We start from the raw sequence: 22,108 nt of genomic DNA on the forward strand, positions 1-22,108 counted from the left end.
ATGGTGCGCGTCGCCGGTTACTTGCCGAGGATCTTCTCGGCCGCCGTCACGATGCTGACCGTCGGATGCTCGGCGCAGTACGCGCCGAACTTCTTGGCGTTCGCGATGAACTCCTCGGTGTCGAACAGCGCTTCGTCCTGATCGCCCTTGTACCAGCCGTCCAGCCAGATCAGCACCATCTTGATGGTGTCGTCGCCGCTTTCGACGAACTGCTTGCAGCTCATGGTCGACAGATCGAGGACGACCGCCGACGCCGGCGCAGATGACAGCAGGAGGGCGACGGCAAATAGTGGGGCAACGAGCGATTTCATATGGTTCTCCGAATGGGCATGATCAAAAACGATGAACTATGCAGAGGCTCACCAATCCCTTCGCGAAGCGGCGCGAATTCCGTGATCACGATCGCGACGGGAGCGGTGGCCGGAACTGTCTGTACCGCGCGGAGAAAGTCAAGCATGAGCGGGAGAGCCGCAGGGTGCATCGAGCCTTTCCGGCTCCGAGGTCTGAATTGGGAGCCTCGGCGGGCGCGCGCCTGTCGGGCAAATCACGTTGACCCGAAATGATCGTGTCAAGGTTTGCTGAAAAACATAAATCGCTTTGTCGTTTCCCCAAATCAGCATTATGGTACGCCCATCCCGTTGCACGGTAGGGGACGCTTCGCGGTCGTCACGGACGTTGGCAGCGGGATGCGGTGGACGCGGGCGGGCGCAGTGCTGTTGGCACGGACGAACGGCTGCTCGCGGACGGTGAAGGCGTGTGGTTCTGATACTCCGACGCTAGTATCAAGCGTAATGCGCGAGAGCGCATTGCGCGACATGGTGGCCAGAAAGCCCGGTGCACCAGGAAGAGCGCGCTATAGACCGTTAAAACCATCGCGCGGGGAAGGCCGGGTCTGTCCGGCTGTACCTGTGGTGACTGCCGCCTGCCTTTTTTCTGCAGGCGGGCCACGGGCCTCAGCCGAGGTCCGGCCTTCCTCGCGCCCTCCACTCGGTGAGGGCGGGAATTTAGCTCATAGCTCGGGCGCGGAGCGCGTCGCGAGAGCGCGGATGCTCATGCCGAGCTACGCTCCGAGCTGATCGTGACATGCTGTTTGAGATTGTGGATCACACGATGCTACATGGCCGGTGCTCACCCTCCCCTGGAGGGGGAGGGTCGATCGCGCGCGAAGCGGGCGAGCGGGGTGGGGTGATGTCTCCACCGGCACGGGTGCGTGTGGAGACATCACCCCACCCCGCCTCACGTTTCGCTGCGCTCCTCGTGAGGCGACCCTCTCCCTCCAGGGGAGGGTGGGAGCCCGGTGATCAGCCATGATGTAAGGACGTCAAAGCTGCGCTGTCACGACCGAGTCGAACTCACGCCACCAGCACGGCCTCGGCGCCGAGCACCGCATCGGCGCCGTCGGTGACGGTCTTTTCCAGGGACGGCGCCTGCACGGCAAACGTCTCGGCGAAGAACCGTGCCAGCGCCACGTGACGGGCGCCGACGGTCTCGCTCTCGCTGCGCGCGGCGAGCGCCTCGTTGGCCAGCATGCAGCCGCCGAGCGCCGAACCGAACAGGCGCAAGTACGGCGTGGCGCCGGCAAGCGCGTCGTTCGGGGCTGTCGCCAGCTTCTCCAACAGCCAGCGGCTGGAGCGGTCGAGCGCGCCGAGCGCGTCGCGCAGCTTGGCGCCTGTCGTGCCGAACGCCGGATCGTTGGAGGCCTCGACGCGGCGGACGATGTCGGTGAGCTCGTCGAGCAGCTTGAACACCGAGGCGCCGCCGTTCGCACCCAGTTTGCGGGTGACGAGGTCGATCGCCTGGATGCCGTTGGTGCCCTCGTAGATCGCGGTGATGCGCGCGTCGCGATAGTGCTGCGCGGCGCCGGTCTCCTCGATGAAGCCCATGCCGCCATGGATCTGCACGCCGAGATAGGCGACCTCGTTGCCGATGTCGGTGGAGAACGCCTTGGCGATCGGCGTCAGCAGCGCGCCGCGCGCGGCCGCCTCGGCGCGCACGGCGGGATCCTTGGCGCGCACGGCGACGTCGAGCGCCACGGCGGTCGCGTAGCAGATCGAGCGCGACGCGGCGGTCAGGACGCGCATCTGCATCAGCATGCGCTTGACGTCGGGATGGGCGATGATCGCGTCCGAGCCGGTGCCTTTGCTGCCGACGGCGCGGCCTTGGCGGCGGTCCTGCGCGTAGGCGAGCGCCTGCTGATAGGCGCGATCGGCGACGCCGACGCCTTCGAGGCCGACTCCGAGCCGCGCCTGGTTCATCATCGTGAACATGCAGCGCATGCCGGCGTTTTCTTCGCCGATGAGATAGCCGATGGCGCCGCCATTGTCGCCCATCGTCATGGTGCAGGTCGGCGAGGCGTGCATGCCGAGCTTGTGCTCGACGCCGGTGGCGTAGATGTCGTTGCGGGCGCCGAGCGAGCCGTCGGCATCGACGAGGAATTTCGGGATCAGGAACAGCGAGATGCCCTTGGTGCCGGCCGGCGCGTCCGGCAGCCGCGCGAGCACGAAATGCACGATGTTGTCGGTCATGTCGTGGTCGCCATAGGTGATGAAGATCTTGGCTCCGGTGATGCGGTAGCTGCCGTCCGCGGCCCGCTCGGCGCGGGTACGCAAGGCGCCGACGTCGGAGCCGGCCTGCGGCTCGGTCAGTTGCATCGTGCCGGTCCATTCGCCGGAGATCAGCTTGCCGAGATAGATGTCCTTCAGCTCCTTGCTGCCATGGGCATCGAGCGCCTCGATGGCCGACAAGGTCAGCAGCGGGCACAGGCCGAAGGCGACGTTGGCCGCGCTCCAGATCTCGGTGCAGGCGGCGTTGATGGCGAGCGGCAGGCCCTGGCCGCCATGCGCCTCGGGGCCGGACACCGCGTTCCAGCCGGCCTCGGTCCAGCGCTTGTAGGCATCCGGCCAGCCCGGCGCGGTGGTGACCTTCTTGTCGGCGAGCTTGACGCCGTTCCTGTCGCCGATCTGGTTGAGCGGGGCGAGCACGTCGGTGGCGAACTTGCCGGCTTCCTCGAGCACGGCGGCGGTGATGTCGGGGTCGAAATCGCCGTAATGGCCGGCCTCGACCGCCGCCTTCAGCCCGGCGCCATGGTTGAGGGCGAGCAGCATGTCGTTGAGCGGGGCGCGATAGGTCATGGCGTGTCCTCAGGGGTCGAAATTGGCCGGTTTGGCCGCCGTCATCCCATGAAACCGGCCGGGTCTCAACTTTTTCGCGTGGCGCTGCGGCGGGCGGCCGCGGCGGCCCCGGCGGGACAGGGTAAAGGCTTGTTCAGATTGACGAATCGGCGAGCGCGGCGGATCACCCGGAGCCCGCGCAAATTTCCTGCGGCGCAGCGGTTGAAATGGGCCGGCGCGCTCTGTAGACCACGGGCGCCGATCCGGAATCGCATGGCGCCCGCGCGCCATGCCGATCCGCCGGGCCTGATGGGGCGTAGCCAAGCGGTAAGGCAGCGGATTTTGATTCCGCCATTCGGAGGTTCGATCCCTCCCGCCCCAGCCAGATTTCCGGAGCCCAGTCGGTATCTTATATCTTTACGATTTTGTTGTTCTGAACCTCGCCAGGCGCCGCATTCCGAAACTCTGTTTGCGTTGTGTTCGCCAAAACGTGCGCTCGTCGTTTGCGTGCTGCCGCAAGGATGCGCGGAGCCGTGCGCTTGGCGTAGCCGGCGTTACTCCGGGCCAAGGATTCGGGATATCCCTGGCGAATTCGGCCGGGTACAGTCGACGAACCACGCGCCATGCCTTGCGGCACAGGCCAACGAATTTCTCGCCGCGCCGAAAGAGTGTGCTCTCGCCCGCGTCATCCTGATGAACATTTCGTAGAGCTTATCAGCGGCACGCGGGGTGATACTCTTGATCGGCAAGCACCCGATGCGCTCGCCTCCTTTGTTGCGCACGTCGCAGATGGCTTGCATGCTGTGCTCGTAGCCGGGTCGCGAGCGCTTCGAGACCTTTTCAAGACATGCCTTTGTCTGCGCATATTCGCGGAAAAGCCAATCAACCGAGCCGACGCGCGCTACAGAAGCCTTTGGATCGGGGATGCCCTTTCGATTTTGGCATCGGCATCACTCCACGTCTCGTCGCTGTCAGAATCACTGTCATCCGAAGGCAGCCGATCATTGGCACAATCAAGCTCTCGGACGTTCCATGCTCTTCGGCGAGCGCCAATGAGTGCGGGCTTCGGCATACTTCCTGCCTGCACCATCTGATCGAAGACGTTGAGGGAAGCGCAGATGCAAGCGGCTATGGCCTCACGGGTGATGAGCCGGGGCTTGAGCGATGACGAGAGAGTCGCCTGCCTTGGCTTGGCGAGATCTTGGTAACAGATCCTAGATTCTTCGTGCCCGTTCTATCTTTTTCGGCGTAGTTCGCTATCCTTGCTACGACATGAAAGATATCATCGTCATACATCGATGTGCGTGCAATGGAGTTGCTGGAGATGAACAAGCAGGGTGGAGGCGTCGAGATCGCGAAGGGAAATCCCTTTCACGCAGATGTCGTCCGTATGCTCAGAGACGCAGACGAATATTATGCGTTGCTTTACCCGCAAGAAAGCAACCACTTGATCGATGTGAATGAGTTGGCGAAGGACGATACTCTTTTCTTCGTCGCTCAGATCAACGACAGGGTGATTGGCTGCACGGCCCTCGTCTTGTCACCTGACTATGGTGAGTTGAAACGCATGTATGTAGATCCTGCCTATAGGGGGCTGGGGGTCGCGCAAGATCTGCTGGATACGATCGTGCAGGCCTCGCGAGGGGCAGGGCTATCTTGTATTCGTTTGGAAACCGGGTACCTGCAGCATTCCGCGATAGCATTGTATCGAAAGAACGGCTTCTTCGAAATTCCGCCGTTTGGCGGTTACGGCATTGACCCGCTGAGCATATTCATGCAGCGCGACCTCTAGCAACCTGCTGAATGTCCCACAGGCATCTGCCTGCACTTTGGTGCCGATGTTGGACTCTGTCATTGTCTTGGTCGTTGCGCGGTATTCGCTCTTCTGCGCAGCGGCCGCAGGCGGCCTATTTGAGGAGCATCAAGTGGACGCCAGTTCCCTAAGGGCTATGCGCTTCAACAGCAGCGCGGCACGCTCGATATTGCGATCGTCGAAATCATATGAGGGGCTGTGCAGGCTGGCAGCACCGTCCGCCCCCTGACCAATCAAGCAATATGCTCCCGGGACCTTTTGTAGAAAGAAGGAAAAGTCCTCTCCGGCCATGCTCGGACGAACGTTGCTCAGGATGTCGTCTTGATCAAGCAAGCTGTCTGCAACGCCGGTCACGAGAGCAGCGCGGTCCGCATGATTGATCGTGGCTGGATAGAGCTTCTTGTAGGTCACCAATCCCGTCAAATCATGGGCATCGCAGACGTGGTCCACGATATCTCGGATCTTCTTCTCAATAGTCGATTGAACGTCCGTACAATATGTACGAACCGTGCCGACACAGTCGACCCGATCGGGAATCATGCTGCCCTTGAGAGGGCTTCCGCCGTGAATGCCTCCGATAGATATGACGGCAGCCTCCGCGGGATCCACATAGCGCGATACGACGTTTTGCAGCATCGAAATGATGTTTGCGGTGGCAACGATCGGATCCCTCGTCTGGTGGGGAATTCCGCCATGGCCACCCGCTCCAAGGACGGAGATTTCGATTCGGTCCGCCGCGGCCATCACCGCCCCGCTATTGATGGCGATCTTTCCGATTGGAAGCCATGGCGCATTATGAATTGCATAGATCGAGCTGAGCGGGAATCTCTCAAGCAATCCATCTTCGATCATCGCTTTTGCACCCGCTCCCCCCTCCTCAGCGGGCTGGAAGATGCAACATACGGTTCCGGAAAACTCACGGTTCGCTGAAAGCTCTCGTGCGGTGGCGAGCAGAATGGCCATGTGGCCGTCGTGACCACACGCATGCATGCAGCCGCTGTTCTGCGACTGCCAAGCAAGACCCGTCTGCTCCGTCAATTCCAGGCCGTCCAACTCTGCCCTCAACCCCACATACTTTCTGGTGCCAGTCCCTTTGATGCCGCGAATGATGCCGACCACGCCGGTTCCGCCGATCCCGGTCTGTATCTCGTCGGCACCGAGCGCTTGCAGACACTCCACAACCATCGCCGACGTCTTGAGCTCCTTGTACCCTAACTCCGGAATCGAATGCAGCGCCCTGCGGATGCGTATCGCTTGATCGAGAGTGCCTGGCTGCAGTGCGTCACGCAATGACATATCATCTCCTTCGTCTCGAAGCGGGCGTCCTCGTCGCTGCGACCCGCTACGCCAGCTTCTGGATGTTCTCGGACAAGGCCATTGCCTCCGACCTTCCACGAACAGGAGCGAGTTGGTGAAACGACAGCATGTCCTCCAGGGCGGCCGCACAGGAAATGACGTCGTGGTCGCCATTTGTCGGCCCGATCACCTGCAGTCCTACTGGAAGACCCGACCGCGTCATACCGCAAGGCAGCGACAACGCAGGAAGACCGGCCACGGCCGCAACGTAGGTCAACGCTGTCCAGTCGAAATAGCCATCGAATACATGGCCTGCACATTCAACTACGGTCGGCTGATCGATCGGATGAGCTGGCACGATTGTCGACGGACATATCAAGAGATCATATGTTTCGAAGAAATCAGCCACATGCTGCACGATGCGAACCCGCGCCTGTTCGGCTTCAAGCATCTGGTCGATCGTCAGCTGCAGCCCCTCGGTCACGTTCTCCCTGATATCGGTTGATCTCACCAGCGTACCCTGCTTCCTCAGGACGCTACCAAGGCTGCACGCCAATACGTAAGCACGCATCACTCGAAAACATCGCTGGACACCATCTAGATTCGGAGACCCCTGATCCACGACGACGCCATTGGCCTGAAGTCGCGCCGCGGCATTTTGCACGATGCAAGCGACTTCGGGGTCCACAGGGCCGATGTTCAGATCAGCAGAGAAGGCGACTCGCTTCGGCAACTTCTGGACTTCAGCCGCGCTGGCAAACGACCGCAATGGACGTGGTTTGGAAAGCAGATCCCTGTGGGTCTCGCCCGACATGGCGTCAAGGAACATTGCAAGATCGACGACGTTTCGCGCCATGGGGCCTTGGACGGCTAGCGTCTGATCAACGGATGCGCGGTTAGCCATCGCGACCCGCCCTGGCGACGGCCTCATCCCAACAACGCCACAAAAGCTCGCGGGAATGCGCAAGGATCCCCCCATGTCAGAGCCATGAGCAAGCCACGTCATATTCAACGCTAGAGCAGCAGCCGAACCGGAAGATGATCCCCCCGGCGAATATTTGACGTTCCACGGGTTCAAACACGGGTCAAAGACCGGATTCAGAGAATTGAATCCAACGCCGAGTTCAGGGACGTTGGATTTTCCAAATACAAGTCCCCCTTCATCCTCGATGTGCTGGACGACCGCATCAGTGAAGGCTGGAACATGATCGCTATATATGAGAGATCCGGCCGTCGATCGAACCCCGGACACTTTCTGAAGGTCCTTGATGACCAGCGGCAGGCCAGACAGTTGGCCGCGCTCGTCGCGAGGCTTCTGCATCAATTTTGATGCACGATCATGCGCCCTATCGAAGCAGAGCGTCGGCAGGGCGTTGACGGTCGAGTTGACCTCGCCGACGCGCTGTTCCACGGCATCAAGGCAATCATGCGGAGTCACGTCACCGCGTCTAAGCAGGGACACGATCTCAACAGCCGAATAGTCGAGCAAGGCGTTCATCGCTGGTGTGCCCCTTCGAAGATGAGTAAAGCGGTGCCCGCCACGGCCGTGATTGCGCCCAGGAGCGAACTTGCATTCGGTCTCTCACCCCGCGTAAGCCAGAGCAGAAGCAGGAGCACCAGCGGCGTCGAGGACGCGTATGTCATCGATATTGCGATTTTTCCGCTCGTGATCGCCAGCATAAGAAGCGTCAGGCCGCCGCACATTCCAACGAGCGCACTCACAACGATCTTGGCGTAAACGGTAGCTGAGCTGGCGTCTGTCCTGATGTCGTCGCTGCGGGCCCGGCCCATGATGACAAACAATAGGGACGCTGCGCAGAACCGTATTGTCGTCGCCATGATGGGCGACGTTCCCGCCGTTACGACGGGAGTCGAGATCAGCGTGCCGATCGCCTGGCATCCGGCTGCAAGAACCGCCAATGCGACGCCCGTGTTCTGACGTTCGGCGTTGAGATGTCCATTCAGGGGAGCGCCGGCGCCTCCTCTGAAGGCAATGACAATCAACGCCCCAGTCAGTACAAGAAGAATACCAACTCCCGCCTCTATCGTGGTCCTCTTGTGATAGATGGCAGCCTCCAGCACGGCGCCGATAACGACGTTGGACGAGAATATGATGCTGGTCTTCTTCGGCCCTATTTTGCTGATGGCGGCAATGAGAGACAGGTCGCCGACCACAATTCCAATGAGGCTCGATGCCGCGAGCGTCAGCGCGTCCGCGACACTCACGCGAAGCGGAACATCGGCGATGAACAGCACCGGTAGCATGAAAAAAGACGCGAAGATCATTCGCGTCTTCGTGAACTCGAAAACACCTGTGGTGCGACTGACGTCAGCGGCAATGAGGCTACTGATCGCCAGGCACGCAGCGGTTCCAAGCCCGGCAACTTCGACGCCGACCGTCATTCGACGTTAGCCGTCTCGACTGTTGCGTCATCAGACCTGGTATCGTCTGGATAGATGTCTTCCATCGAGTTGTGCGTTATGGAATCCGACACCATGTCTTCCGGCGACGCAAACGTCAGGACCACAACGGTTCTCTTGGTAGATCCCGTCAGGGGCGCCACACGATGCAGTGTCGTATTCGCCTTCATAAAATAGCAATGTCCGCTGTTGACGTAGAGAGACCGAACGACGTTGTCTTGCAGGACCCGCCGGAGGTATGGCTCAGTCGAGCCTTTCTGCCATTCGACGTTCGAGAGGTACTCGACGCGTCCCCCGATGAGCGGATCTGGAGCCTCAATGACAAAAATGAGGGCATAGGCATAATCGTCCCAATGCCATCCATGGGTGTCGCCAGGCTCGCACTGGCTGTTGATGATATACTCCTCGGGTCGGTAAGGAACCCGTTCAATGTTCTCACCGGCGAGCTTCCGGAGGAAGGAGAGAACCGCGTCGCTATTGAAGATGGCCGGAATAATCCCGTCATGTTGACAAATAGCGTCACGCCCGACGCTGCTGTAGGCTCTTGGTGTGTTGCCGCTTTCCTTGATGGTCAGCTTTCGCCGCTTCGACTCCCGGTCGAGCAGGATATTGGCTTCGCTGGTGAGCGCTTCGACCATATCCTTCGGAAGAAGCTGATCGATGACAGCGACGTGATTGCTCCTGAACGTTTGTGACAGCTGATCGATGGCGGCTTGCGACAGGCCGCCAATGTGACTGGCTAGGCGCAGCTCGGTGTCTGTGGGCGTGCAGTTTGCTGACAGATTCATTGCAACCTCAAGTTCGCTGCTGAAAGAGCCAGGGCGGATCCCCCTGCCCGAGGACGTGCGGCTATGCATCGCGCGCGTCGCGACTGCCTCCGTCGTTCTGTACGGTGCCTGTGGGCCATGGAAGTATCGATACCGTATTTTTCGGATATGGCCGCCCGCGGTGGTCGTCGGTAGCTATGGACGACAGGGCATTGGGCTCGCTCTGCTTCGCGTTGAAGGCGACAAATCACAAAGGATGGCGTCGGTGAGCGAGAGCCAAGCAGGATGCGGCGCGATATTGCGAATGTTCGACGCGGCTCCCTGACGTTCAGTATCGTGTCACAAAGTTAAGGAGTGCGTCTTCGACGGACATCCTCCCTACGTCACGCCGCCTGTTCGGCGTTCATCGTCGGTGCCGTTCGCCGCGGCGCTGCTTGCCTGCTAATCACCGTGTCATCCACCGCCGCTCGGAGCTCTATCTCAAGCCACCTCGACTTCACCGACGATGTGTTCGCTCAATAGAGTGGAATCAGCGATGATGAATTATGAAGGCATATTTGTCCGGGCGATCGACGCTCTTCGTGAGGAAAGGCGATATCGGACATTTGCCACTCTGGTGCGCAATCCCGAGACTGCGCCGACTGCGCTCTGGCGACCGCCGGGCGAGACACGAGCACCACAGCCCGTCACCGTCTGGTGCTCCAATGACTATCTCTGCATGGGCCTGCATCCGGATGTGATCGAAGCGTCCACGGAAGCGTCCCGGAGCTTTGGCACGGGCGCGGGAGGAACAAGGAACATCTCCGGCACGCACCAAAAAATCGTAGAGTTGGAGCAGGAGCTGGCCAGTCTGCATGGAAAGGAGGCGGCGCTCGTCTTCACGTCAGGCTGGGTATCGAACTTCGCAGCAATCTCCACCATCGGGACTCTGTTGCCGGACTGCGTGATATTTTCAGACGCGGACAACCATAACTCGATCATTGAGGGTATCAGCCGCTCGAGATGCGAGAAGAAGATCTGGCGTCATAACGACGTGAGGCATCTTGAGCAGCTGCTTGCCGCGGAGCCCCGCAATCGCGCAAAACTCATCGTATTTGAAAGTCTCTATTCGATGAGCGGCAGTATTGCGCCCATCGGCGGGATCGCTGCTCTCGCTGAACGGTACGGTGCCATGACCTACATCGACGAAGTTCATGCCGTGGGGCTGTATGGACCTCAAGGTGGGGGCATTTGCGATCGAGACGGCCTCGCAGATCGGATCGACATCATTCAAGGTACGCTCGCCAAAGGGTTCGGATCGCTTGGCGGCTATGTCGCCGCAAATGCATCGATCGTCGATTCAATCCGAAGCTATGCGCCGTCGTTCATCTTCACGTCGACGATACCGCCACACGTCGCCGCGAGCGCAACGGCGGCGGTACGGCATCTGCGCCGGTCCAAGGCCGAACGCGACCAACAGCAAGCGGTGACGCGCAGGGTCCGGCGTGCGCTTCAGGCCGCGCGCCTGCCGGTCATGGCCAATGAATCGCATATCATCCCGGTCGTGGTAGGCGACGCGCAGAAATGTACCGCCGCGAGCCAGATGCTGTTGGAACGACACAGGATATATGTTCAGCCCATAAATTATCCGACTGTGAGCAAGGGCACGGAGCGGCTTCGTCTGACTCCGACACCGGCCCATCGAGACGCGCACATCGACCTGCTGGTCGCCGCTCTCTCTGATGTCTGGGCGTCTCTCGAGCTTCCGTACGATGAACGGGCCGCGCGATCTCCGATCGTTGGCATGACGGACGACGCGGTCAATCCGAAAGACATGACGAATCAGCGGTCGGTTCCGGCGGAGTAAAGGCGGACGCACCGCGCGTCGTGATGATGCGGCATCAGGCATGGCGAGGGCGGATACATGACGCATTCCAAGTACAAGATCCTGTTCGTAACGCAGCACTATCATCCAATTCATCTGGCAGACGACCGGATCTATATTGTTGAACCCATCCAGTACGAAGTGCTGGCGTCCATGCTGGACAAGGATGAGGTGGACATTTCTCTGCTGGATCAGCGCCTTGATCGCCGCCCGTTGGCCCTGCTCGAGACGATAAGGCGCCTGCGTCCAAACTTCGTCGGATTCACGTCTTGGACGATGCATGTCGACCTCGTGCGGATGCAGGCGGCGCTGGTCAAGCAGATCGACCCTTCGATCATCGTTGCGGTAGGGGGGCATCATGCTAGCCTAAGTCCGTCCGACTTTGCGGACCCCAACATTGACTACGTCATGATGGGAGAGGCTTATCTCTCTTTCCGGGATCTGATCCTGCGCTGCCGGGAAAGCGAGCGTAACGTAGCTGATCTGGCAGGCGTTGCCTGGCAGGACAACGGCAAATTCTTCTCGAACGGCAAGGCGGTCGTTCCGAAGTCCTTCGATCTCGACAGCCTCCCCCTCCCGGACCGAAGCATCCTCGGCAAGTATAAGGGCAGATACTATCACCTCTGGTGGAAGCCGGTTGCTGCCCTGAGGACGTCCATGGGATGTCCCGCAAGATGCTCGTTCTGCAACTTGTGGCGGCCGAACCTCGGAAAGTATCTAACGTGGAGCCCGGAATACATCGTCGAGTACCTCAAGACGATCGAGGAGCCGTATGTCATATTTACAGACGACCACTTCTTCGGGGACGGGCGCCGGGCGCACGCCATTGGTGAAGCGATCCTTCGGGCGGGCGTCAAGAAGGAGTACTTGTTCTACAGTCGGGCGGACGCGATTGTCAGAGACCCGAGCTTGGTCGCGCTGTGGTCGCGGGGTGGGCTCAAGCGCCTTCGGATGGGTCTGGAGAGCTATTCCGATTCCGAGCTCGGTGCCATGGAAAAGGGCAGCTCCGTGGCGCACAACGACAGGGCCATCGAGATTCTCAAGAAGCATGAAGTCTTGATCGAAGGCCTGTTTATCGTCGGTGTCGACTACAAAAGAGAACAGTTCGAAAACTTGACGAGCTACATCCGCAGCCGAAAAGTCGATATCCCGAACATCACTGTCGCGACGCCGATGCCGGGGACGACAGACTACGCCAAGAACGAAGACGCGCTCATTTACAAGAACCCGACGTACTACGATTTTCAGCACGCCGTGCTCCCCACAAGGCTCGATATCAAGGAGTTCTGCCATCTCTATGGGAAGATGCTGCTCAAGGTCCAGAGACCGCCACTCGAGCAGATCCGGCGCATAGGTCTGTTCAAATTCATTTGTAACGTCCCGTCATTCTGGATCTACTTTCTTCGCGTCTACACGTCTTACAAGCACTACGGCTACGTAGAGCGAAGCGGGGGCGAACGTCCGACACTTCCATGGGTTGATATGCGGCGCGGAAGCTGCAGCGGTGACGCGGTAGCGGACAAGAAATATGGCTCCGTCGACATCGACAAGGTGTTTCCGACAGGGGTTCCGTCATGACGGACGAGGCCGACGTCACGAATGATATCAAGCTGCGCTTCGGACGCCCCGACGATTTTGCCGCGCTTAGGTCTCTGCGGGGCGAGGTGTTCTGCGATGAGCTTGGGATTCAGGAGCGATCCTATCACGACGTCATTTTCGATTGGTATTCGAAGAATGTCGTTTTGCTTGCGGGCAACCGTTTGATAGGTGCTGTTCGTCTTGCCTACATCCGAGATTGGCAGGAGTACTATGTCAGCTACCTATGCCTCGCGGCGCAATACCGCCGGAAAGCGCATCTGCGGCTGTTGTTCGGAGCCATTATTCTGCTCATGAAGCGAAATGGGATCAGGTCAATCAGGGCGGATTCGTCCGACGCAAATCTGATGATGTATCAGGCGATGGGGTGCGTTCCCATCGGAGGAAAGTTCAAGAAGCCAGGATTTGTCTGCGACTGGACACCGATGCGCTACGACATTGGTGTCAATGCAGCGGCGGAGGAGAGTCTTTCAGAACGCGCGGCGGCTCATTTTGAACCGTGGACCGAGAGCGATCTGACATGGGTGTTCGACACCGTGTTTCATCGGTGTGACACCGCGTCGGCATTCGGGGCGACTTTCGAGACCCTTCTCGAAAAGGATCTGATCCCTGGGCATCTGCCGTATCTGGCTCGTCCCGACCGGGTGATCGACCTGCCGCACGATGAGGCGTTTACGCGTCATCTGAGGACAGTCGAGGTGCGGTCAGATGACGATGAATTCTTTTCGGCAACTTCAACAGCATCTCCCACTCGCCCTGCCTGCCCGGATCGCACGACCATCACCGCGAGCAGTCGGTTCGCGCATCTGAATGCTCGGTTTTCGTCCAAGACCCTGGTGGCGGTTCTTGTCGACTCGGAGGCGTTGGTCTTGGCGCGATTATACGCTGTCCTGACCTGCAAGCGTCTGGTCGAGTTGAACGATTGGGGGGAACTGCCCTCTCTCTGCCCACCGTCCGTATCGAGCGTGACTGCCATTATCGGACCGGCTGATCGGGCGCTGTCGACGGCGGTTTTATCGGCAGCGCAACGCCGATGCGCTATCGGGCTCCTGACCGCCGCGGACCTGCCGGCTCTCTCGTCGACGTTGCTCGGCTCGTATCTGAACTTCATTGGACCAACACGAGTGGCGATCGCGGTCCATCCGGCGGGTCTTGTGTCGTACGAGGCGCCGACAGGCGCGTGCGGTCGTGGGCTCGGCCCAGGTTTGTGGAGCCTCGCCGGTGGACCAGAAATGACCGTCGTCGCGATTGGCCCGTATCATTTTCTCATCGTGCCCGCCAGGATATGCCGAGCTGCCGTAGCGGCCATTTCAGAATTTCTCAAGGTTGGCTATGCGATCGGACAATCAGTCCGATTGGTCCGCGAGGAGTGCCTGGGCGATGAGCCGATCCTGCTGATGGGAGATCCGAGCCTTCGCCTCGATATCGCCCCGTCAGAGAAGAACGTGGAGGCGACGTGGCGCTTGGCGGCCGTCTCGAACTGATGTTCGTGCTGAACAACTCATTTTCGATGCCTGCTTTCACAGCCGCGGTGGTGACAGGGACGCTATGCGTTGTGGGGCCGTGTTTTCTTTTCGGACTGGCGCTGGTTGCGACGATCTTCGTGCGCGCGATGCCAAGGCGATCAGGTGAACGCAGGCTTGCCGGGTTGAAGCACGAGGTCAGGATCTATCACGACAAGCATGGCGTTCCCCATATCTTCTCGGAGAATTTTCAGGATGCCGCACGGTGCCTGGGTTACCTGCACGCAAGCGAGCGACTGTTTCAGATGGAAATTCACCGACGTGCTGGACAGGGGCGACTTTCCGAAATCTTCGGGGCGGATTTCGTCGACACAGACAAAATCATTCGTGTTCTAGGTCTCTACCAACTGGCCAAGACCAGCTTTGCCGCGCTTGCGCCGGAAACTCAATCCACGCTTTCGGCCTATGCGGACGGCGTCAATGCATTCTTGTCGACCCACCGAAGCAAACTGCCGTTTGAGATGGTCTGGTTGAGAATCCGGCCGGAGCCATGGTCTCCCATTGATTCAGTCGCGTGGGGCAAGCTCATGGCTTGGCAAATGAGCCGGAACTATCTCGCCGAGCTGAATCGAGCCGAGTTGACCAGCAGAATCGGAACGGTCGATGCCGGCCCGTTCTATCCCGATCCCATGCGGGGCAAGACCGGACCATTGGTATCGGGTGGGTCTGGTGGCTCGCGCGGACAATCCGACTTTTCAGACAAGATGGGAGCGTTGCTCGGATTGGCCAATGGCGCTTCAAATGCTTGGGTCGTCGCCGGCGAGCGTACCACGAGCGGCCATCCGCTCCTCGCGAACGATCCGCATCTTGACGTGTCGTCGCCGGTGCTCTGGTTTTTATGCCGGATCGTCACCCCCGAAGGATGGGTGAAGGGAGCCGGAGTACCGGGCGTACCGATGATCCTGCTTGGACAGAACGAGAGCATCGCCTGGGGAACCACGGCGGCGATGTCCGACGTTCAGGATCTGTTCGTGGAAACTCTGGATCCGGCGGATCCGACCAAATATCTTGCGCAGGCTGGCTCTCACGCATTTGACAGACATGAAGAGACGATCCGAGTCCGAGGTCGGCCCGACGTCAAATTCACCATCCGCAAGTCGCGGCATGGCCCGGTGCTATCCGATGCTGTCCCGCGTCTTGCCGCGCTGGCGGGCAGCGATGGCGTCATCGCGCTATCCTTCAGCGGGCTCGGAGATTGTGACCGCACTGCCGAGGCGTTTCTGAAGCTCAATCGGGCGCGGAATTGGGAGGAATTCAAGGATAGTCTGCGGCTGTACGAAACGCCTGCGCAGAATATGTTCTACGCCGACGTCGCCGGCAATATCGGAGTCATGAGTCTCGGGCGGGTCCCAGTGCGCAAGTCGGAATATGGCCTGCATCCCGCGGCGGGATCAACAGGTGATGCAGACTGGTCAGGCTACGTTCCGTTCGAGCAGATGCCGCACTCGTTCAATCCGGCCTGTGGCTATATCCATAATGCGAATGGTCGACCGGCCTGGTGTGGGCACGATGTCTTTATGGGATGCGATTGGGAAGAGCCGTATCGGACGCAAAGAGTCCAGCAGTTTTTCGACAACATCAGATTGCACTCGCTGGAAACATCTGCCGAAATGCAGGCCGACATTCTATCTCTCGCCGCTCAGGATCTTCTGCCGATTTTGCTTCGAGCAACCCCGTCCAGTCCACTGGGACGGCAAGCCCTCGCGCTGCTCTCGAAGTGGGACGGCACGATGCACAAGGACTGGGCAGAACCGCTCATTTTCAACGGGTGGATGCAGGCGCTCCGACGAATGCTGATCGATGACAAGGCGAAGGTGAAGCTTGAGTATGTCGGGCCATGTGCGGCTTCGCTCCTCAGGAAGCTTATCCTGGAGCATCCCAAATGGTGCGCTTCGGGCGAAGAGACGGATCTGGAATGTCGTGCATGTCTGACGCGGGCTCTCGAAGAAGCTATGGCGCTGCTCTCGAGGCGCCGGGGATCTGACCTGACGAAATGGCGGTGGGGAGACGAGCACATCTCGACGCTTTCGCACGTCTTCTACTCGCGGATACCGATCTTCAGGTCATTGAGCGAGCTTGGCGTCGGAAGTGGCGGGGACCTGTATACGCTCAACAGCGGAGGTGCTCTGCAGCCGCACCATGATCGCCCGTTCGAGCGGAAACACGTTCCGACATTTAGAGCCCTATATGATCTCGGCGATCCGGATCGGTCCCGCTTCATGACCGCGACCGGCCAATCTGGGCATATCTTCTCGCGCTTTTACGGAAACCTGACGCCGCTTTGGAACGAAGGCGAGTCGATCACGCTGGCTGGCGATGAGTTGGCCTTGCAGCGTGAAGGCGCGACTCTCATGAGATTTATTCCGTAGGGCTGACAGGGCAGTCACATGGCGGTCGAGGAAGCATCTTTGGTCAAATCGGGTGATACGGAAGCCGATTCCTCGGGCGCGCCGTTGCCGCCGGTTGAGTCAGGATCCAGTCGATCCGGTCCCTATGTTTCGGGGCTGATCGCAGTCATGTTTTGGGGAACGACTCCGGCCGCGACGGTACTGGTCGCCCATGACATGCCCTCATCGTTGATCGGGCCGTCCAGACTTCTCCTGGCCGCGATGTTCCTCCTACCAATGGTTCTCCTGCTTCGGCCGCCGCTTCCGACCGATAGGGGAGGTTGGATCGCCGTCGCGATCAACGGTGTGATCGGGTTCGGTGGCTCGTTCTTTCTGCAGGGTCTGGGCTTCTCGCGAACGTCGACTTCGCACGCGGCTCTCATCTTGGCTTGCGCTCCGGTGTTTACATCCATCATCCAGCATGTGCTGTCCCGGACATTTCCCCGCACTCTTTGGCTGATCGGAAGCGCGATGGCATTGTGTGGTGAGACGTTTCTGATCGGCGCTCGTTCGAACGGCGATGTCTTCGGCAGTGGAACAATGGTGGGCGACATCATCGTTCTCATCGGCACCATTACGGTCAGCATTGGATATGTGGCAGGCGCTCGCGCATCTGCGCGAATTGGCCTGTTCGGAGCGACGGCATGGTCGATCATCTTCGGTGCTGCTCTTGTGACGCCGCTGTTGCCCTCTGTCCTGGAGGCGTTCTCCGGGGTGACGGTCGTCGGAGGAGGGGCCCTGTTCTTTCTTGCGGTCTTTTGCACCTTGATCGGATTCGCCGCATGGTTCTGGGCTTTGGACAAGGGAGGCGTCTCGGCGATTGCGCCTCTGCAGTTCGGGCAGCCGATCGTATCACTCTTGATAGCCGTGATCTTTCTGGGAGAGCAGCTTTCGACGAGCATTTTTGCTGCGGTTGGATTGGTTCTCACGGGGGTATACTTCTGTCGAAAGTCGGTGTGAGAGGTCGTATCCCGCGAGGTGGGGCGCCGGTTAGCAATGCGGCTCTTGATGTGCGTTCCGCAATAGTGGCTGGGCGAATTGCTGTGCTGGATGAATGCGGTTGCAGGTTGTTGTTGTCAGCGAGCCGGACCGCAAGGTCGAAGAACAGCGTTTCGTTCAAGAACTCGTCGCGGATCTCTGCATCCGGTTCATCATGACGCTGCGGGTGAGCTCGGTACTTTGTCCGAGACGATCGCGCCCGGCTTGCCGTCCGGTGCGACAATCGCAGTCAGCCCGCGCTTCCTGTCGCCCGAGAGCGACGTATCGGCAAATGCTCCCAGCCATTCCGCGGTGACGATCGTCGATCGCACAGCTCTCAGCGCGAACGCTGGCTCGGCACGGTCCTCGCTCGGCACGCTCTTGGCGCGGCGGACCGCAAGCTGCTGATCGGCACTCGAACTGCCGAGCTCTCGTCCCTGGACGGGGGCTTACCGCCTGCAGGTGCTTGCAGGCGGCTCGCTGTATCCAACAGCCAGAAGGCAACTTGGGCCCGGAATGACAGAGCTGGTTAGGTCACCGGGATCGCCGCGCTGTAGGTGCGGTTGGCGCCGTCCACCTGCAAGGAGCATAGATCCAACGGCTCGGGTACAATCTCTCGCTGTGCGTGAAGTACCCCGGTCCTGCGCAGCGCTCCTGCGCAGATGTGACGTTTTGCTTTGGAAGCGGCGAGGTCTCGGAGGGATGGTTGGTCTAAGATGTCAGTGTCGATTCCCAAGCATTTGCGCGATGTAGATACCGTACGGTCAGAGACTCTCGCCTCCAACGCAAGGGTCGGTCGCCCATCAAAGACCACGGGATCGGCGAGTGGTTGCGCATTCCATCCAAGCCGGTTCAGCCGCCGTACCCAACCCGGTTTGGATTGCGCGATAAGACCCGTGATGCCGAGGTACTGACATATCTCTGCTATGGCGACCATCAGTCGACGCGAGGCTAGAACGTCACCGTCTGCGATCTCGGACCTGGCGCAAAGACGGGTCCATTCGAAGATGTCCGGCGCCTTCGGATATGATCGCCCCCGCACCAGCTCCGGATACACGTGCGACAGGAGATGCGGCCTGGTCGTCGGAAGAAGCCGCGAGTACGCCATCACCCGTCCGTCGTGGATATCAACTACATGCAGCGCATGATCACCATCAAACTGGTCCCGATCGCGCCGGTCCGGCTTGACAAGGCTTGACCACGCAAGCGCTTCCACGAAGATCCTATATCTAAGATCGTAGATTTCATCCATAAGGCTGGGCGTCGCCAGTTTTGAATCCTCGTAGAACGCAAATATCATCATGGTCTCCTCGGGTAGGGAGACCAACCGATCATTTTGCAGAAGTATTGGCGATGCCGTTCTAGTACAGTATTTACTTCATACCGGCTTTAGCGAACCATTCAATATCGCGATGCGGACGGCCTCTGTTCGGCTGCCGGCGCGAAGCTTCGACATCGCGTTGCGAAGATATTGATCGACGGTTCGCTTGGAAAGACGAGCCTCAAAGGCGATTTCCTTGGATTTCAGGCCGTGCATCGCCCAATGTAGGCATTCCAGTTCGCGCGGCGCGAGCACGCACGCTCGCTCCTCTTTCGCCGTTGCAGGTCTTTTCGCGTGTATCATTTGGTCGACACGCTGATGACTGAGTAACGCCATGAAATGAAGATTGTGCCGATCGCTTCGCTGCAGCGGCTTGGCGCCCGTCGCAAACGATACGCATGTTGTGCGCATTTGCGGACCGTGGATCGGGACCGTGAAGCCGTCAATCAGTCCTGCGTCCCTTGCTTCGTCCATGAGCTTTCGTTGTTTTGCGGTGAGCGGCTGAACCGCACACTCCTCGCTCCAGACGTACGGCGTCGCTCTTTCCCGAAGCAGTTGGGCAATCGGGTCTATATGGACATAATTTCTCTCATTATAATATCTGATCCAGGCATCATTCCAGCCACGTAGCTGGATATGAGGCTCGAGGATTTCCATTCGGCTCGGCAGGTCAGCGATAAAGACGCCGGTCACTCCGAAGCGCTCAGTGGAGGCTAGAAGCAGCTCGAGTAGGCTGTCGATGCTAGTAGCATCAGCGATAGCTTCGCCATAGGCCTGAGGGATCTCAAACATTGCCTTCTGTCTCGAACGCAAAGTAGTCAGGATACTGCCGATAGCTGACGGATATCTCTCGTCCGGACAGTCACCTTAGAGGTTCGCGAGTCGCCACACATTCAACCAGCGCACCTCCTCCCGACGTTCCGTTCAGAAATTCCTCGTCTGGCCCGCGCGGTCGTGCACAAAAAAATTGGAGAGTCGTTTCCTCGACATGCCCTACAACCTCTGCGGATGATTAGCAGTGACGGTATAGGAATGCAACCGTTCTGGTTTCCGTGGAATGGTTTTTTGCAGATTGAATGGCAATCTGGTTAGGGCGGTGCGTCGAATGTCTGCCGTACGGCCCTGGTAATCGGCCGCAGACATGTAGGAGGCTGTGGCGAAACCCATTCACCGGCTCCTCTGCTGGGGCTCTCGCTGCCGTCAGACGCGACCGAACGACAATGAACGGCCGGAAGCCGGCGGCCCCGACGTCCTGGGTAGGAGACGAGAGTGTCAGCGAATACACGTATTGATTGACGATGAGAAGACTGACCCAGCCAGCACTTGAAAAGCGGTCTGCAAGCGCAGCGTTTTTTCGCCGTCAACGCGAACAGCCGGCCTGCTGAACCGATCGCGCCGCGCGTCGGGATACGACGCGTTCATTGAGAAGGCAAACAACCGATTGATATTGCGGCAGTTCGTCTCGACGATTTGCCAAAATGGCTTTGATATCGTTGCATCATCAAACTGATTTTGAATCCGCCATGCGGCCTCTCATCCAGCAGCGTGGCCCGACGTCATGAAATCGTCATTGGTGGAATGACCATGGAAGTTACTGGCAAGTCATATGCCTCTTGACCAGCGGGTCCTAGGTTCGAGCCCTATGCGCCTGCCGCCAACAATCGATGGTTGTGTTTGATCCAAGGCCTGAACTGCAGGCCTCGTACGGGCAATCTTCAACACGGTTGGGTGAGATCGATTATGTCGTCGGTGACGTGCCCGTGGTTGCTCACTCTGCTCGAACCAAGGAGCGCGACATCAATCGACGCCCGTGAGGCCGGCACATCGAGACTGTGAATAGCTCGGATCAAAACGATCAATTTTACGAATGATCTGGGATCGCTCATCAATGACGCGATCGGTCGGGCGCGGGCGCGTCGCCGTGAGGTCGGTCGGGGGCAAGCTCGTTTCGTAGAAAACGCGCCACCAAGGGGGGATTCATGACAAGAGGACTGCAGCGGTCCGCTTCCGCAGCGTTGATGTTGGCCGGGATGATCCAGGGTGCGTGGGCCGCCGAGAACGCGGCCACCAACTATCCGGCGGGCTCGCCCGGCGTGTTCATTGCGTCGTTTCCGCCGATCCCGGGCCTGTTTGCGATCAGCCAGACCAGCTACACCAGCGCCAACGGCCTGTATGACGGGCAGGGCAAAAAGCTGCCGATCGACTTCAAGCTCTCCGCCGTGTCGGAGACGATGCGGTTTCTCGCCAGTTATCCCGGCGACTTTTTCGGCGCCCATGTCTATTCGCAGCTCGTGGTGCCCTTCGTCCATCTCGAAAGCACCAATCCCGGCGGATCGTTCCAGGCCAACGGCCTTGCCAATCTGACCTTCTCGCCGATCATTCTGAGCTGGGCGCTGTCGCCCGTGCAGACCTTCACGGTCGGCCTGGACATCATGCCCAACACCGGCACCTATTCGGCGCGGCAGCCCCTCAACGTCGGCACGAACTACACCACCATCTCGCCCGTCCTCGCCTATCGCTATGCCGATCCGAAGGGCTTCGAATTCGCCGTCTCGCCACGTCTGCTGCTCAACGGCACCAATACCGATTCGGTCAACGCCTTCACGCAGCTGACCCAGCAGTACCGCAGCGGTGATGCGCTGGTGGTCGACTTCAACGCGGGCTATAATATCGGCGCCTGGAAGCTCGGCGTCGTCGGTGGCTATACGCATCAGTATCAGGACGACAAGATCAACGGCGTCAAGGCATTCAATTTCGCCGGGGTGCAGGACGGCAACCGGTTGCGCTCGATCAATGCAGGCCCGTCGCTGACCTATAATGCGGGTCCCTTCCAGATCAACGTGAACTACCAGCATACATTCTACGTCGAGAACGGCAGCCGCGGCGATACGGTCTGGGCCAATCTGGCATTCCCGATCTGGGTGCCCGCGCCGCCGCCCGGAGCCGGACCGATCAAGCGCTGACTCGCGCAAGCTGGATTGATCGCTCATCAACGAAGGCGGCCGGCGTCTCGCGCCGGCCGTTCGCCATCG

15 protein-coding genes and 1 tRNA gene are annotated in these 22,108 nt (G+C 59.5%); 8 read left to right on the forward strand and 8 right to left on the reverse strand.

Going from position 1 to position 22,108, the window contains the following annotated elements:
* Positions 1-17 precede the first annotated feature (17 nt).
* Together QW863_RS15100 and QW863_RS15105 are read right to left on the reverse strand one after the other, a co-directional pair.
* Positions 18-311 carry an HdeA/HdeB family chaperone gene (locus QW863_RS15100; RefSeq protein ID WP_315715557.1) on the reverse strand — a complete coding sequence of 98 codons (294 nt, stop codon included), beginning with the start codon at positions 309-311 and terminating at the stop codon, positions 18-20.
* A 1,041-nt stretch (positions 312-1,352) separates the two neighbouring features.
* Positions 1,353-3,131: an acyl-CoA dehydrogenase gene (locus tag QW863_RS15105; RefSeq protein ID WP_315715558.1), complete on the reverse strand. Its 1,779-nt coding sequence runs from the start codon at positions 3,129-3,131 to the stop codon at positions 1,353-1,355.
* A gap of 289 nt (positions 3,132-3,420) precedes the next feature.
* Between QW863_RS15105 and QW863_RS15110 the strand changes: the two genes are divergently transcribed.
* Both QW863_RS15110 and QW863_RS15115 read left to right on the forward strand, forming a co-directional pair.
* Positions 3,421-3,495 (forward strand) — tRNA-Gln (locus QW863_RS15110).
* Between the two features lie 939 nt (positions 3,496-4,434).
* On the forward strand, positions 4,435-4,902 hold the full coding sequence (locus QW863_RS15115; protein ID WP_315715559.1) for a GNAT family N-acetyltransferase: 468 nt from the start codon (positions 4,435-4,437) through the stop codon (positions 4,900-4,902).
* A gap of 129 nt (positions 4,903-5,031) precedes the next feature.
* On the opposite strand, the gene QW863_RS15120 is transcribed toward QW863_RS15115, so the two are convergent.
* Genes QW863_RS15120 through QW863_RS15135 form a run of 4 tightly spaced genes read right to left on the reverse strand, consistent with a single transcriptional unit; the run spans position 5,032 to position 9,428 of the window.
* The gene (locus QW863_RS15120) at positions 5,032-6,219 is read right to left on the reverse strand and encodes an amidohydrolase (protein WP_315715560.1); all 1,188 of its coding nucleotides are present in this window, start codon (positions 6,217-6,219) and stop codon (positions 5,032-5,034) included.
* Between the two features lie 46 nt (positions 6,220-6,265).
* Positions 6,266-7,717, reverse strand: a complete 1,452-nt coding sequence (locus QW863_RS15125; RefSeq protein ID WP_315715561.1) for an amidase — start codon at positions 7,715-7,717, stop codon at positions 6,266-6,268.
* Positions 7,714-8,622: a DMT family transporter gene (locus QW863_RS15130; RefSeq protein ID WP_315715562.1), complete on the reverse strand. Its 909-nt coding sequence runs from the start codon at positions 8,620-8,622 to the stop codon at positions 7,714-7,716. The genes QW863_RS15125 and QW863_RS15130 overlap by 4 nt, the downstream gene beginning before the upstream one ends.
* Positions 8,619-9,428, reverse strand: coding sequence for a hypothetical protein (locus QW863_RS15135; RefSeq protein ID WP_315715563.1), 810 nt, complete (start codon positions 9,426-9,428; stop codon positions 8,619-8,621). The genes QW863_RS15130 and QW863_RS15135 overlap by 4 nt, the downstream gene beginning before the upstream one ends.
* A 517-nt stretch (positions 9,429-9,945) precedes the next feature.
* Between QW863_RS15135 and hemA the strand changes: the two genes are divergently transcribed.
* From hemA to QW863_RS15160, 5 genes are read left to right on the forward strand one after another with little or no spacing between them, the layout of a single operon-like run.
* The gene (hemA, locus tag QW863_RS15140; protein WP_315715800.1) at positions 9,946-11,253 is read left to right on the forward strand and encodes a 5-aminolevulinate synthase; all 1,308 of its coding nucleotides are present in this window, start codon (positions 9,946-9,948) and stop codon (positions 11,251-11,253) included.
* Between the two features lie 57 nt (positions 11,254-11,310).
* Entirely contained in the window at positions 11,311-12,849 is a 1,539-nt protein-coding gene (locus QW863_RS15145; protein ID WP_315767931.1) for a B12-binding domain-containing radical SAM protein, read from the forward strand.
* Complete coding sequence (locus tag QW863_RS15150; protein WP_315715565.1) at positions 12,846-14,351, forward strand: hypothetical protein; 1,506 nt, start codon at positions 12,846-12,848, stop codon at positions 14,349-14,351. The genes QW863_RS15145 and QW863_RS15150 overlap by 4 nt, the downstream gene beginning before the upstream one ends.
* On the forward strand, positions 14,324-16,759 hold the full coding sequence (locus QW863_RS15155; protein WP_315715566.1) for a penicillin acylase family protein: 2,436 nt from the start codon (positions 14,324-14,326) through the stop codon (positions 16,757-16,759). The genes QW863_RS15150 and QW863_RS15155 overlap by 28 nt, the downstream gene beginning before the upstream one ends.
* An 18-nt stretch (positions 16,760-16,777) precedes the next feature.
* The gene (locus tag QW863_RS15160; protein WP_315715567.1) at positions 16,778-17,737 is read left to right on the forward strand and encodes a DMT family transporter; all 960 of its coding nucleotides are present in this window, start codon (positions 16,778-16,780) and stop codon (positions 17,735-17,737) included.
* Positions 17,738-18,284: 547 nt separating this feature from the next.
* Here the strand turns inward: QW863_RS15160 and QW863_RS15165 are convergent.
* Both QW863_RS15165 and QW863_RS15170 read right to left on the reverse strand, forming a co-directional pair.
* A complete protein-coding gene (locus tag QW863_RS15165) occupies positions 18,285-19,055 on the reverse strand; it encodes an acyl-homoserine-lactone synthase (RefSeq protein ID WP_315729380.1) in 771 nt (256 codons plus the stop codon).
* A 78-nt stretch (positions 19,056-19,133) separates the two neighbouring features.
* Positions 19,134-19,868 carry a LuxR family transcriptional regulator gene (locus tag QW863_RS15170; RefSeq protein WP_315715569.1) on the reverse strand — a complete coding sequence of 245 codons (735 nt, stop codon included), beginning with the start codon at positions 19,866-19,868 and terminating at the stop codon, positions 19,134-19,136.
* A 1,187-nt stretch (positions 19,869-21,055) separates the two neighbouring features.
* Here QW863_RS15170 and QW863_RS15175 point away from each other — a divergent pair.
* Complete coding sequence (locus QW863_RS15175; RefSeq protein WP_315715570.1) at positions 21,056-22,039, forward strand: transporter; 984 nt, start codon at positions 21,056-21,058, stop codon at positions 22,037-22,039.
* The last annotated feature ends 69 nt before the right edge of the window (positions 22,040-22,108 follow it).

Source organism: Bradyrhizobium sp. SZCCHNR1017 (assembly GCF_032381375.1).
Classification (GTDB): Bacteria; Pseudomonadota; Alphaproteobacteria; order Rhizobiales; family Xanthobacteraceae; genus Bradyrhizobium.

Excerpts from the sequence above, each read along its gene's own strand:
- QW863_RS15115 (WP_315715559.1), top strand. The coding sequence starts at position 4,435 with ATGAACAAGCAGGGTGGAGGCGTCGAGATCGCGAAGGGAAATCCCTTT.
- QW863_RS15120 (WP_315715560.1), bottom strand. The coding sequence starts at position 6,219 with ATGTCATTGCGTGACGCACTGCAGCCAGGCACTCTCGATCAAGCGATA.
- QW863_RS15160 (WP_315715567.1), top strand. The coding sequence starts at position 16,778 with ATGGCGGTCGAGGAAGCATCTTTGGTCAAATCGGGTGATACGGAAGCC.
- QW863_RS15125 (WP_315715561.1), bottom strand. The coding sequence starts at position 7,717 with ATGAACGCCTTGCTCGACTATTCGGCTGTTGAGATCGTGTCCCTGCTT.
- QW863_RS15105 (WP_315715558.1), bottom strand. The coding sequence starts at position 3,131 with ATGACCTATCGCGCCCCGCTCAACGACATGCTGCTCGCCCTCAACCAT.
- QW863_RS15100 (WP_315715557.1), bottom strand. The coding sequence starts at position 311 with ATGAAATCGCTCGTTGCCCCACTATTTGCCGTCGCCCTCCTGCTGTCA.
- QW863_RS15145 (WP_315767931.1), top strand. The coding sequence starts at position 11,311 with ATGACGCATTCCAAGTACAAGATCCTGTTCGTAACGCAGCACTATCAT.
- QW863_RS15135 (WP_315715563.1), bottom strand. The coding sequence starts at position 9,428 with ATGAATCTGTCAGCAAACTGCACGCCCACAGACACCGAGCTGCGCCTA.
- QW863_RS15150 (WP_315715565.1), top strand. The coding sequence starts at position 12,846 with ATGACGGACGAGGCCGACGTCACGAATGATATCAAGCTGCGCTTCGGA.
- QW863_RS15165 (WP_315729380.1), bottom strand. The coding sequence starts at position 19,055 with ATGATATTTGCGTTCTACGAGGATTCAAAACTGGCGACGCCCAGCCTT.
- QW863_RS15170 (WP_315715569.1), bottom strand. The coding sequence starts at position 19,868 with ATGTTTGAGATCCCTCAGGCCTATGGCGAAGCTATCGCTGATGCTACT.
- QW863_RS15130 (WP_315715562.1), bottom strand. The coding sequence starts at position 8,622 with ATGACGGTCGGCGTCGAAGTTGCCGGGCTTGGAACCGCTGCGTGCCTG.
- hemA (WP_315715800.1), top strand. The coding sequence starts at position 9,946 with ATGAATTATGAAGGCATATTTGTCCGGGCGATCGACGCTCTTCGTGAG.
- QW863_RS15175 (WP_315715570.1), top strand. The coding sequence starts at position 21,056 with ATGACAAGAGGACTGCAGCGGTCCGCTTCCGCAGCGTTGATGTTGGCC.